The 12,166-nt window shown below is 62.7% G+C and carries 13 protein-coding genes; 5 read left to right on the forward strand and 8 right to left on the reverse strand.

From position 1 onward, the window contains the following. The first annotated feature begins 224 nt into the window (after nucleotides 1-224). Nucleotides 225-1,175, forward strand: coding sequence for an IS110 family transposase (locus ACLCGK_RS27375; RefSeq protein WP_410951390.1), 951 nt, complete (start codon nucleotides 225-227; stop codon nucleotides 1,173-1,175). A 208-nt stretch (nucleotides 1,176-1,383) separates the two neighbouring features. Here ACLCGK_RS27375 and ACLCGK_RS27380 read toward each other — a convergent pair whose 3' ends face one another. Both ACLCGK_RS27380 and ACLCGK_RS27385 read right to left on the reverse strand, forming a co-directional pair. Further along, nucleotides 1,384-2,949: a methyl-accepting chemotaxis protein gene (locus ACLCGK_RS27380; RefSeq protein ID WP_061304430.1), complete on the reverse strand. Its 1,566-nt coding sequence runs from the start codon at nucleotides 2,947-2,949 to the stop codon at nucleotides 1,384-1,386. A gap of 139 nt (nucleotides 2,950-3,088) precedes the next feature. Continuing rightward, nucleotides 3,089-3,982: a LysR family transcriptional regulator gene (locus ACLCGK_RS27385; RefSeq protein WP_013973692.1), complete on the reverse strand. Its 894-nt coding sequence runs from the start codon at nucleotides 3,980-3,982 to the stop codon at nucleotides 3,089-3,091. 225 nt (nucleotides 3,983-4,207) lie between these two features. Between ACLCGK_RS27385 and speB the strand changes: the two genes are divergently transcribed. Together speB and ACLCGK_RS27395 are read left to right on the forward strand one after the other, a co-directional pair. Continuing rightward, the gene (gene speB / locus ACLCGK_RS27390) at nucleotides 4,208-5,158 is read left to right on the forward strand and encodes an agmatinase (protein WP_013973693.1); all 951 of its coding nucleotides are present in this window, start codon (nucleotides 4,208-4,210) and stop codon (nucleotides 5,156-5,158) included. 266 nt (nucleotides 5,159-5,424) lie between these two features. Then, nucleotides 5,425-6,804 (forward strand): sodium:solute symporter, encoded by a 1,380-nt coding sequence (locus ACLCGK_RS27395; RefSeq protein WP_013973694.1) that lies wholly within the window; start codon nucleotides 5,425-5,427, stop codon nucleotides 6,802-6,804. A gap of 189 nt (nucleotides 6,805-6,993) precedes the next feature. Here ACLCGK_RS27395 and ACLCGK_RS27400 read toward each other — a convergent pair whose 3' ends face one another. Next, nucleotides 6,994-7,122, reverse strand: a complete 129-nt coding sequence (locus ACLCGK_RS27400) for a PA1414 family protein (RefSeq protein WP_009683677.1) — start codon at nucleotides 7,120-7,122, stop codon at nucleotides 6,994-6,996. A gap of 124 nt (nucleotides 7,123-7,246) precedes the next feature. Further along, the gene (gene ptrR / locus ACLCGK_RS27405; RefSeq protein WP_410953330.1) at nucleotides 7,247-8,140 is read right to left on the reverse strand and encodes a putrescine utilization regulator PtrR; all 894 of its coding nucleotides are present in this window, start codon (nucleotides 8,138-8,140) and stop codon (nucleotides 7,247-7,249) included. Between the two features lie 106 nt (nucleotides 8,141-8,246). On the opposite strand from ptrR, the gene ACLCGK_RS27410 reads away from it, so the two are divergent. Next, the gene (locus ACLCGK_RS27410; RefSeq protein ID WP_410953331.1) at nucleotides 8,247-9,419 is read left to right on the forward strand and encodes an MFS transporter; all 1,173 of its coding nucleotides are present in this window, start codon (nucleotides 8,247-8,249) and stop codon (nucleotides 9,417-9,419) included. Between the two features lie 127 nt (nucleotides 9,420-9,546). On the opposite strand, the gene ACLCGK_RS27415 is transcribed toward ACLCGK_RS27410, so the two are convergent. From ACLCGK_RS27415 to ACLCGK_RS27430, 4 genes are all read right to left on the reverse strand, one after another. After that, nucleotides 9,547-10,473: a DMT family transporter gene (locus ACLCGK_RS27415; protein ID WP_015271296.1), complete on the reverse strand. Its 927-nt coding sequence runs from the start codon at nucleotides 10,471-10,473 to the stop codon at nucleotides 9,547-9,549. Between the two features lie 107 nt (nucleotides 10,474-10,580). Further along, the gene (locus ACLCGK_RS27420; RefSeq protein WP_013973698.1) at nucleotides 10,581-10,976 is read right to left on the reverse strand and encodes a hypothetical protein; all 396 of its coding nucleotides are present in this window, start codon (nucleotides 10,974-10,976) and stop codon (nucleotides 10,581-10,583) included. Between the two features lie 77 nt (nucleotides 10,977-11,053). Next, complete coding sequence (locus ACLCGK_RS27425) at nucleotides 11,054-11,308, reverse strand: BrnA antitoxin family protein (RefSeq protein ID WP_013973699.1); 255 nt, start codon at nucleotides 11,306-11,308, stop codon at nucleotides 11,054-11,056. Continuing rightward, nucleotides 11,286-11,564 (reverse strand): BrnT family toxin, encoded by a 279-nt coding sequence (locus tag ACLCGK_RS27430; RefSeq protein WP_410953332.1) that lies wholly within the window; start codon nucleotides 11,562-11,564, stop codon nucleotides 11,286-11,288. Before ACLCGK_RS27430 ends, ACLCGK_RS27425 begins: the two co-directional genes overlap by 23 nt. 268 nt (nucleotides 11,565-11,832) lie before the next feature. Here ACLCGK_RS27430 and ACLCGK_RS27435 point away from each other — a divergent pair, with 268 nt between their 5' ends. Then, nucleotides 11,833-12,105: a hypothetical protein gene (locus ACLCGK_RS27435; protein WP_013973700.1), complete on the forward strand. Its 273-nt coding sequence runs from the start codon at nucleotides 11,833-11,835 to the stop codon at nucleotides 12,103-12,105. The last annotated feature ends 61 nt before the right edge of the window (nucleotides 12,106-12,166 follow it).

Here is a 12,166-nt window from a genome sequence, read left to right on the forward strand (position 1 = left end):
GGCAAGCCAGCTTGTGTCTTCAAGGTCTCTTAAACTCGAAAGGGTGAGAGCAGTGGATGGCAGACTGAAAGCCAGATGTGCTCTAAAGCACGAGTGGGAGCCTAGTCGCCATCCACCTCTCACTCTGACCTAAGCCCGAACAGTTGAATGAGTGGCGAACTCGTAGTCACAAGCTAGGGCTAAGTCAGAGTGCTCTCACTTCTTGAGTGTAAGAGGGCTTGGCGATGATTTCCTACTTCGTTGGTCTCGACGTTTCGAAAGCGACTCTGGATGTGGGCTTTCTTCCTGAAAGTATTCCCCAGTTCCAGGTCAGGAATGACCCAGAGGGCTTTGCGCAACTGATCGCATGCCTGAACGAGCTTGAGGTCGAACGGGTCTTGCTGGAAGCCACTGGTGGCTATGAACGAGCCGTATTCAAAGCCTTGCGACTGGAGGGTTTGAACGTCATCAGGGTCAACCCCAAGCGCTGTCGGGACTATGCGAGTGCCATGGGCAAAATTGCCAAGACTGACAAGATCGACGCCCAGATGCTGGCGCGGTTTGCCAGGGATTTCGAGGACTTGCCGCAGATAGAGCCTAATCAAGATCGGGATGAACTGGGAGAGCTCATCAAACTCCGTGGCAATCTTGTCCAGCATCGGGATGATGACAAGCGTCGGATGAAACAAACCACTTCAGTTACGGCCATTACCGTTTATACCGAGCATGTCGCTTACCTGAATGATCAGATTAAGGCTTTGGACAAGGCGATTGAGCGCGCCTCGAACGTGCTGGATCGCACGACAGCCATGCGGCTAAGGTCTGTGAAAGGGATTGGCGTCATCAGTTGTGGCACCTTCATGGCCTACCTACCTGAGCTGGGACGCGTGACGGGGCGCGAAATTGCAGCCTTGGCTGGGTTAGCGCCGTACAACAAAGACAGCGGCAAGAAGAGTGGCCCGAGGAAGATCGAAGGCGGGCGTTACAGAGTCCGCAAGGCGGCCTACATGTCGATCTGGTCAATGATCCAGCATGTCCCAGAAGTTAGAACCCGCTATGAAGACCTGATAGCCCGAGGCAAGTGCGCAAAAGTTGCCGCAGTGGCGTGCATGCGCGTGTTGCTGGTGCGCCTGAACGCAATGCTGCGTGACGGAACGGAGTGGAAAGAGCTCAAGCCTCAGGTACCCGCAACCTGATCACGAACGAGGATCGATTTTCTACAAATGCGGGCTTCGCCAACGACACCGCTACGCGGTATCGAGCGAAGCCCTGCCCGAATGGCACGCTTGAAAATAAATTTCTAAAGACAGTTGCTCCCACAGGATCACCACAGGCCTGAGCCTTGTGCAATACCTGTGGGAGCTGGCTTGCCGGCGAAAGGGCCGCAAAGCGGCCCCGGCGATCTCAACGGTTGAACCGCTCTGCCAGGCTATGCAGGTATTCCGCCATGCGCTCCAGGTCCTGGCTGATTTCCGCGCCCTGCCTGGCCTGCCCGGCACTCTGGTCGCACAGGTGGGCTATGCGCACGATCTGCTGATTGATGTCCTCGGCCACATGGCTCTGCTGCTCCGACGCCGTCGCCATCTGCTGGCTCATGCCAGTGATACGGCTGACCGCCTGGGCAATCCCGCTCAACGCTGCCTGCACCGCCTCGACGCTGTGCACGCTGTCCCGCGAGATCTGCTCGCCGCGGCTGGCGGTGCTGACCGCGCGCTCTGCCCCGGCGCGCAACGAGGCGATGATCTGGTGGATCTCCTCGGTCGAGGCACGGGTGCGCTGGGCCAGCGAACGCACCTCGTCGGCCACCACGGCAAACCCGCGCCCCTGTTCGCCGGCACGCGCCGCCTCGATGGCTGCGTTGAGCGCCAGCAGGTTGGTCTGCTCGGCGATCGAGGTAATCACATCGACCACGCTGCCGATCGACTGGGTCTGCTCGGCCAGGGCATTGACCGCCTGGCCGATGTCGTTGACCGCATTGCTCATGCTGCCCATGGCTTGCAGGCTCTGCATGGCCAGCTCGCTGCCCTGTTGCGCCAGCTGGTCAGCATCGCCCGCTGCGTGCGCCGTGCTCTGCACGTTGTGGGTAACCTGCTGGATGGTCGCCGCCATCTGCGCGATGGCGGCGGCGGACTGGTCGGTCTCGTTGCGCTGGCGGTCGAGCATTTGTGCCTGGGCATCGGACAGGTCGGACGACTGCGCGGCCCGCGATTTCACTCCGACCCCGGCATCCACCAGGCGGGTCAAGGCCGTTTGCAGGCGTGCTTCTTCACTGATGATGGCAAGATCCAGCTGGCCTTGCAGGCCTGGGTTATCACTGTAGGTCAGTGCCACCAGCGGGCTGGTGAAGGCCTTGGGATGCTCGGCCAGCGTGCGGCGGACCGCCTGGTTCTGCCGGTGCTCGACCAGATACCAGGCCAGCAGCAGGCTGGCCATCAGCACCCCGAGCGCCGCGTAGGGCGGTAGCCACAGGTAGCCCGCCGCCGACAGCAGTCCCGCACCTATCAATGGCCAACCGTGGCCCAGGCCATGCAGCAGGCGGGCCGCCCACGGCACCGGTGTGCGGCCGGCCCGCAGACGCGCATACAACGCCTCGGCGCGACGGATCTGCTCGCGAGTGGGCACCGAGCGCACCGACTCGTAGCCACTGATGCGGCCCTGCTCGTAGATGGCCGTGACGTAGGCGCTGACCCAGTAGTAATCACCGTTCTTCGCCCGGTTCTTGACGACCCCCATCCACGGTTTGCCTTGCTTGATGGTTTCCCACATGTGGCCGAACACTGCCGGCGGCATGTCCGGGTGGCGCACCAGGTTGTGGGGTTGGCCGACCAGCTCGTCGTAGGTGAACCCGCTGATCGCCACGAAAGCGTCGTTGCAGTAGGTGATGCGGCTGTTGAGGTCAGTGGTGGAAATCAGGCGTTGATCGTTGGGAAAGGTTCTTTCGTGCTCAGTGACGGGCAAATTCATGCGCATCTTGGGCAATCCTTGCAGGATGAAAGGGAGGTAGACAGCAGCACACGCAAATTTGATATATAGCAGGACGCCATTATGTTGTCGGTCAGCGGCACCAACAATTTAACGGGTGCCGACGAAATACAGCATATGCCGGGCTTCAGCCCACGTTGAGCTGGCTTTTGAGGAGGTCGCGGAAGGTCTGGATCAATGGCTCACGGCTGCGCCCGCGGCGAATGATCAGCGAGAACGGTGCCTGGTAGCCGAAGGTCGACGGCGACAGCACGCGCAAGTCGCCCTTGTCGACCCAGGCCTGGGCATAGTGCTCGGGCAGGTAGCCGATGTAGGCCCCGGACAGGATCAGGATCAACTGCGCCTCCATGCTCTCCACCGTCGCCGCGCTGTGCTTGAAGCCATGCCGGGCCAGTTCGGCCTGGCTCCAGTAGCCACGCCCGACCATGCGCTGCTGGGTCACCACCTGCTCGGGGATGCGCCGTTCGGCATACAACGGGTGGCGGCTGCTGCAGTACAGCCAGTGCTGCTCACGGTACAGCGGCTGGTAGAGCAGCCCGCTCATGCGCGAGGAGAACGCCCCGATCGCCAGGTCCAGACGGTTGTCCTGCACGCCCAGTTGCAGCTCGTAAGGGCTGGATACCGACAAGTGCAGGTGCACCGCCGGGTGTTCCTGGCTGTAGGCGCCAATGGCTTCGGCCAGCGGCAAGGCCCTGTCACCGACCGTGGAATCGATCACCCCCAGGTTGAGGGTGCCACGCAACTCGCCCTTGAGGGCGGCGGCGTACTGTTCGAAGCCGTCCAGCTCGGCCAGCAGGCGCAGGGTTTCCTGGTGGAACAGCTCGCCCTTGCTGGTCAGGCTGAAGCCGCCACGGCCACGGTGGCACAGCACGATCCCCAGGGCACCTTCCAGCTGGCTCATGTAGGTGCTGATGGCCGAGGTCGACAGGTTCAGCTCACGCTGGGCATTGGCAAAGCCCTGGTGGCGCACCACGCTGACGAAGATGCGCAGCAGTTTCAGGTCGGGCAAGGTCGAGGCCATGGTGCAACGGTTCCGCAGGGGGTATTAGCGCGCAGTCTAACCGCTCTGCCGCCTTTAGTTCAGAAATTCCTGAACTAAGTATTTGCCGGTAGCGATTTTTCCCCGGCACTACCTTCAGCAGACTTGGCCGAAATGTCCCTGCCCGCCGGCAAGACCACACCTGGAAGGCGCGCGGCGGCACAGGTTCGAACAAACAGAACAATCGACCGACTGATGAGGCCCACCGTGGACAAGATCCTCCACCAACCACTGGGCGGCAACGAAATGCCGCGTTTCGGCGGCATCGCCACCATGCTCCGTCTCCCCCACCTGCAAAGTGCCCAAGGCCTGGACGCCGCCTTCATCGGCGTGCCACTGGACATCGGTACTTCGCTGCGCTCCGGCACCCGTTTCGGCCCGCGTCAGATCCGCGCCGAATCGGTGATGATCCGCCCGTACAACATGGCCACGGGAGCTGCACCGTTCGACTCGCTGTCGGTGGCCGACATCGGTGACGTGGCGATCAACACCTTCAACCTGCTGGACGCCGTGCGCATCATCGAAGAAGCGTATGACGAGATCCTCGAGCACAACATCATCCCGCTGACCCTGGGTGGCGACCACACCATCACCCTGCCGATCCTGCGCGCGCTGCACAAGAAGCACGGCAAGATCGGCCTGGTGCACATCGATGCCCACGCCGACGTCAACGACCACATGTTCGGCGAGAAGATCGCCCATGGCACCACCTTCCGCCGTGCCGTGGAAGAAGGCCTGCTCGATTGCGAGCGCGTGGTGCAGATCGGCCTGCGCGCCCAGGGCTACACCGCCGATGACTTCAACTGGAGCCGCCGCCAGGGCTTCCGTGTGGTCCAGGCCGAAGAGTGCTGGCACAAGTCGCTGGAACCGCTGATGGCCGAAGTGCGCGAAAAGGTCGGCGGTGGCCCGGTGTACCTGTCGTTCGACATCGATGGCATCGACCCGGCCTGGGCTCCCGGTACCGGCACCCCGGAAATCGGCGGCTTGACCACCATCCAGGCGATGGAGATCATTCGCGGCTGCCACGGCCTGGACCTGATCGGCTGTGACCTCGTCGAAGTCTCCCCGCCTTACGACACCACCGGCAACACCTCGCTGCTCGGTGCCAACCTGCTGTTCGAGATGCTCTGCGTGCTTCCAGGCGTAGTGCGCCGCTAAACGAGAGCAACACCGTTCCCTGTGGGAGCGGGCAAGCCCGCGAAGGGGCCAGCACTGACAACCCCTGTGCATGGCAAGGGCTGTGCCCTTGTTCGCGGGCACGCCCGCTCCCACAGGGGACTAGTGCAAGCCTCTAGAAAGTACCCCGGCAGGAGCCATATGGGAGGGCCATTGAGGCCCGCCAACAACACGACAAGACCGCCGGGCGCCGTGAACCCGCCCGCGTGGTCGATCTCGCCATAATAAAGATAATCGGGAGACCCCCAATGGCCTTGGACATCATTGTTGTAATGATCTATACCGCCGGCATGCTCGGGCTTGGCTGGTACGGCATGCGGCGCGCGAAAACCCATGAGGACTACCTGGTGGCCGGGCGCAACCTCGGCCCGGTCCTGTACATGGGCACCATGGCCACCACCGTACTCGGTGGCGCTTCCACCGTCGGCACCGTACGCCTGGGCTACGTCCACGGCATCTCCGGCTTCTGGCTGTGCGCAGCCCTGGGCCTGGGCATCATCGCCCTCAACCTGTTGCTGGCCAAACCCTTGCTGCGTCTGCGCATCTTCACCGTGACCCAGGTGCTGGAACAGCGCTACAACCCAGCCGCACGCCAGGCCAGCGCCGTGATCATGCTGGCCTATGCACTGATGATCGGCGTCACCTCGACCCTGGCCATGGCCACCGTATTGCAGGTGCTGCTCGACCTGCCGTTCTGGGCCTCGCTGCTGCTGGGCGGTGGTGTGGTGGTGCTGTACTCGACCATTGGCGGCATGTGGTCGCTGACGCTGACCGACATCGTCCAGTTCGTGATCAAGACCGTCGGCCTGATGTTCATCCTGCTTCCAGTGTGCCTGTACAAGGCCGGTGGCTGGGACACCCTGGTGGCCAAGCTGCCGGCGGCCAGCTTCCAGCTGACCACCATTGGCTGGGACACCATCATCACCTACTTCCTGATCTACTTCTTCGGCATCCTCATCGGCCAGGACATCTGGCAGCGGGTGTTCACTGCCCGTGACGAGAAGGTCTGCCAGCGTGCCGGCACCACCGCCGGTGTGTACTGCATACTGTACGGCCTGGCCTGCGCCGCGATCGGCATGGCTGCGCATGTGCTGATGCCCGACCTGGCCAACCCGAACAATGCCTTTGCCGAGATGATCAAGACCACGCTGCCCGATGGCATCCGTGGCCTGCTGATGGCAGCGGCGCTGGCCGCCATGATGTCCACCGCCAGCGCCGGCCTGCTGGCTGCGTCCACCACCCTGACCGAAGACCTGCTGCCCAAATTGCGTGGCGGCAAGGCGTCGAGCCTGGGCGTCAGCCGCCTGTTCACCCTGCTCACCGGCCTGGTAGTGCTGGGCATTGCCCTGGTGGTGAACGATGTGATCAACGCCCTGACCCTGGCCTACAACCTGCTGGTCGGCGGTATGCTGATCCCGCTGATCGGGGCGATCTTCTGGAAGCGCGCTACCACCGCCGGGGCTATCGCCAGCATGTCGCTGGGCTTTGCCACCGCGCTGCTGTTCATGTTCAAGGATGGGCTGGAGGCCAATACGCCGATCTACTACAGCCTGGCAGTTGGTCTGGTCAGCTTTGTGGTGGTCAGCCTGATGTCGCGTAAATCGGTGGCGGCGGTGAAGCTGGCCTGATAGATCCCGGCTGCCTTTACTGGCCCTTTCGCGGGTAAACCCGCTCCTACAGGAATATCACAGGCCTCGAGTGCTGTGGGGTACCTGTGGGAGCGGGCAAGCCCGCGAAGAGGCCGGTACAGGCAACACACAACTGGCAGACACAAAAAGGCCGCTGCACCCACCCAGGTGCAGCGGCCTTTGTCTGTATCAGCGACGACGCGGTTGGCGTTTGCGCTGCTCTTCATCAGTCGGGATCGGCACCGGCTGCAAGGGTGGTGGAATCAGCCCCAAGGCGACAGCCAGGTCATGGAGCCAGTTGGACAGTGGTTTATTCATAATGCCCCCTTGACGGGTCAGCCTCACGGCAATTCAATCCTGCGATGTTTCATACAGATCATAGCCCTATGTCCTGTATTACGCATGCCTCTATAGCTACAGATACGGGCCATTTTGATACGGATCAAGCCGTAACGGCGCATTCCGACGACTGGTTAATCGTTTCGCTTTGTTGCAGGTCGATCCAGGCCTGCAAGTTTGCCCCGCGCATGCCCTGGCGCCACATCAACCAGGTGACCGCCTGATCGAACGGCGCCTGCAGCTGGTGCACCCGCACCCGGTCGCGCCCGGGCAGGCTGTCGAGCATCGACCTGGCCATCATCGCCACACCCGCGCCGGCGATCACGCAGGCCAGCATGCTCTGGTACGACTCGATTTCCATCACCCGGCCCATGGGCGTATGGGCATGGGCATACCAGGCCTCCAGGCGCATGCGGTACGAGCAGCCCTGGCGGAAGGTGAACACCGCCTTGCCGGCCACATCCTTGGCAGTGTGTACCGCAGGGTGCTCGGGGCTGGTGATCAGCACCAACTGCTCATCGCAAAGCGGCACGCCATCCAGCCCGGCCAGGCTCGGTGGCCCATCCACCAGGGCCGCGTCCAAGGTGTGGTTGAGCAGGCCTTCCAGCAACTCGCCACTGGGCGCCGCACGCACCTGCAAGTTAACCGCCGGGTAGGCCTGGTGATAACGCGCCAGCAACCCCGGCAAATGGGTCGCCGCCGTGCTGTACATGGTCCCCAGCACGAAGTCCCCGGCCGGTTGGCCGCCCCGCACGGCGGCCAGCGCCTCGTCGCGCAAGGCTGACAGGCGGTTGGCGTAGTCCAGCAGCACCTTGCCCGCAGGCGACAGCTGCAGGCGCTGGCGCTCGCGCAGGAACAGCTCGACACCCAGTTGCTCTTCGAGCTGGCGCAAGCGCGTCGACAGGTTCGACGGCACCCGATGCAGGCGCTCTGCGGCGCGGGTGACCGAACCCTCCTCGGCCACGGCCTGGAAGATACGCAGTTGGCTGAATTCCACGATATTCTCCAAAACAGAACAACTTGATCATCATTATTCAATTTTATTGAAAAAGAAACCGCCCTAACCTGCCAGCCATCACTTACATCCGCGCAGGAGACTTGTCATGTCGCCACTCATTCAACTGCTGGCCAGCGCCGTGGCGCTGATGATGGCCATGGGCATCGGCCGTTTCGCCCTGACCCCGCAGCTGCCGCAACTGATCGCCGAAGGCCAGTTCGACCTGACGGTGGCCGGGCTGGTGGCCGCGGCCAACTACCTGGGTTACTTCATCGGCGCGGTAGATGCCATGTTCGCCCGCTCGCCGGGCCAGGTGCGCCTGCGCCTGCACGGCGGGCTGTGGCTGTGCGTACTGCTGACTCTGGCCTCATGGGCCGCAGACGGGTTCTGGAGCCACCTGCTGCTGCGCTTCGGCATCGGCGTGGCCAGCGCCTGGGTGCTGGTGATGATCACCAGCCTCAGCCAACAGGTGGCCAATGCCGACAACCGCCAGCGCCTGGGTGCCCTGGTGTTCGCGGGGCCCGGCCTGGGCATTGCGCTGACTGGTTTGCTGGCGCTGGTGGCGCATTTGTGGGGGCTCGGCTCGGCAGCACTGTGGCTGATCTATGCCGTGGCCGCGCTGGTGATGCTGCTGGCGGTGCGGCCTTGGCTGCCCAGGGCGCTGCAAGCCGCGCCGGTATCGCCCGCTGCACACCAGGGCCCGACCCGCCGTGTCGGCATCGGTCGCCTGGGGCTGGTATATGCGCTGTATGGCGTAGGTTACATCCTGCCGGCCACCTTCCTGTCGCAGATGGCCAACCAGCAGTTCCACGGGCAGTGGCTCGCAGACCTGTTCTGGCCGGCATTCGGCCTGGCGGCGGCGCTGGGGGTTCTGCTCGTGAGCCTGCGGCGTGGCGGCCGAACCGCGACCTGGCTCACCGCCACCCTGTGGCTGCAGGGGCTGGGTGTGCTGGCCTGCCTGATGGGCGGAGGTGTCGGGCTGGCGTTGGGCGTGGTGCTGTGTGGCGGGCCATTCCTGGCCTGCATGCAACTGGTGATGCAACGTTCGCGGGAGCTGGCGCCGCATGCCACGCAGCGCAATGCCGGGCTACTGACAGCCTGCTTTGCCTTGGGGCAGTTGAGCGGGCCGCTGCTGGCGACGGTCAGCAGCCATTACAGCGGCGGGTTGCAGCCTGCGCTGATGGTGGCTGCGGGTGGGTTGGTGGTGGCTGGGGGGCTGGTGCTGTTTGGCAGCTCTGCACAGCAGGGCAACGCCTGTCAGGCCAAGGCTGCATCCTGAATCCTGGCTGTCTGTGCCGGCCTCTTCGCGGGCTCGCCCGCTCCCACAGGGGCCGCAAAATCTTCAAGACCTGTGCAGTACCTGTGGGAGCGGGCAAGCCCGCGAAGAGGCCGGTACAGGTTATCGATCATCCCACAATCCGCCGCAACTGCTGCTTGACCCAAGGCTCGGCACTCACCAGGACCACCCCCAGCAGCACCATCAACGCACCAACCACAAAGTTCAGGCTAAGCGGCTCATCCAGCAACAAAACGCCAAAGGTCACCCCGAACAGCGGGGTGATGAACGAGAACACTGCCAGGTTCGACGCCAGGTATTTGCGCAGCAACCAGAACCAGGTCAGGTAGCTGATGAACGACACCACAATCCCCTGGAACAGCACGCTGCCCATCGCCAGCGGCGTCAGCGTCACCGCGCCGATCTGGCCGCTGAGCAAGGCAATCAGCAGCAACCCGGCAAAGCCCACCGCCAGCTGATAGAACAGGGTCAGGGTCGCTGGTGCTTCCGACAGCCGCGAGCAGCGCACCACCACCGTGGTCGCCCCCCAGGCCAGCCCGGCGATCACGCCAAAGGCATCCCCCAGCAGGGTGCGGCCATCCATGTGCTCGAACGACATGCCGCCGGCAAACGCCATGGCAATACCGCCGAAGGCCAACAGGATCCCAAGCCATTGCAGCAGCCGCAGGCGTTCGCTGGGTAACCTGAAATGCAGGCCCAACGCAGTGAACACCGGCGCGGTATAGAGGAACACCGACATGTGCGCCGCCGAGGTCAGCTTCAGCCCCTCGGCAATGAACAGGAACTCCAGGCCGAACAGCCCACCCGCCACCACCCCGGCACGCCAGGTGCTGCCGACCTGCTCCCAGCCTCCGCGCCAGCACAGCATCAGGCCCACCAGCACGGCGGCGATGCCGTTGCGCAGGGCCGCCTGCATCACCGGCGCGATATCGATGGCAGCAGTCTTGATCAGGACCTGCTGGCAGCCCCAGATCAGGCACAGGCCCAGCATCACCTGAAAGGCAAAGGCATCAGGGTTCTTGCGGGCCGCGCTCATGAGTGGGCCTCTGCGGTGGTCATTGGCATGGGTGAGGGCTCGGCAGTTATTCAGGAACTACCGATTATCGGGTTTCCATGGCCGCCCTTGCCAGCCTCAAAACGACCTCAGGCGATCTGCGCCTTCGCCGACACCTGCTCGAAGGTGGTTTCATCCAGCGCATCCTCTTGCTCGTCCAGCACCTGGCGCGGGTGCTCGAAGCCGGGGATACTGCTGTCGATCAGGCTCATCAACCGCGAGCCACGTTCGGTCAGCACGAAATTCTCGCCATTGCCACCATCTTCTTCGGGTCGGGTTTCGATGAAACCACGCTCGAACAACAGCCTCTCGTACTCGCAGGCACGGGTTTTCAGGTGGTCCAGGTCGCCCACCGGCTCCCCCTTGGCAGCCAGTGCCGCAGCGTGCTGCTCGGCATAGGGGCGTGGCGTGAAGCTGTGACCGGCGCCGTTCTGCACCTCGTGCAGCAAACGCTCGATCAGGTCCCAGTCGTAGGCGATGCTCATGGCTACGGGCTCCTGCTGTGGACGGAAGGTGTACACAGGTTGGGACCTGCCGAGGTTGCCCGGCGTTCCGAAATATCTCAGCGCTGGCGTTTTTGCGCTTGCATGTACTGACGCAGCAACTGGTTGATCCGGGTCTGGTAGCCGCTACCCTGCTCTTTGAACCAGGCGAGGACATCGGAATCGAGGCGAATGGTCACCGTCTGCTTGGCTGGAACTCGCAGCTCAGCCTCGCGGAAGAAATTTTCATCCAGCTCAGGAATATCCGAGGTATCAATAGCCTGGTCGTCCTGTCGAGCCAGGCGACTCCAGTCAGTTTTCGATGCTTTGGTCATAATGTTTGGCCTCCCGTCTGGTGGCTTTGCGTGCAGAAATGATGCGAATGACATCACCCTGCCTTTCCGTGTACACGACCACGCCTATCAGACACTTCAGCCAGCCCAGGCAGACCCAGCGCTCCTCATCGTGGTCCGGATTGTCATCGCGGCGAATCAGCATCGGGTGATTGAACATATCCGGAACATCGCTGAAGTCGATGCCGTGCTTGCGGATGTTTATCTGGTTCTTGGCATCGTCCCGTTCAAAGAACATGGGACGCTCCGTATTTACATCTGTACATACGATACCTCCTGATCCAGGCCAAGGCTAGGGAGCGATTGCCCACTCTTCAATAGCTTCAGGAGGTTTTGGGAAAGGGATTACAACCTGGAGGGAAGTGGCCTGGCCAAATGGCTCACAAGGCTAGGTCAGATGCCCAGCTGGGGACAGGCTGACCATGAAGTGCCACCGGTCGAAGGCGCTGAACTAACGGCCAGGCACATGCCTCCACCGGGCATCACCACCGCCGGAGGTAGGAAGGATGAAACTGCTGCTGCCCATTGCCTGTGCTACTGCCCTGTCCTGCGCCCTGCCCGCCTGGGCCTGCACACCGGAAGAAGCAACGCAGAAACGCGAAGAGCTGGCCGGGTTGGTCACCCAGTTGACCGAGCAGAACCCGCAGAAGGCCAAGGAGATCAATGACGAGCTTCAAGGGATGGAGCTGGGGACGGCGAGCAAGGATTTGCCCGACAAGTGTCAGCTGATCGACAAGCGGATCAAGGAGTTGAAAGAGGCGGAGAAAAAGGCTGAATAGAGGTCGCCTGTGCTGGCCCCTTCGCGGGCACGCCCGCTCCCACAGGGATAACACAGCCTTC

The organism is Pseudomonas sp. S1(2024), from assembly GCF_046557535.1.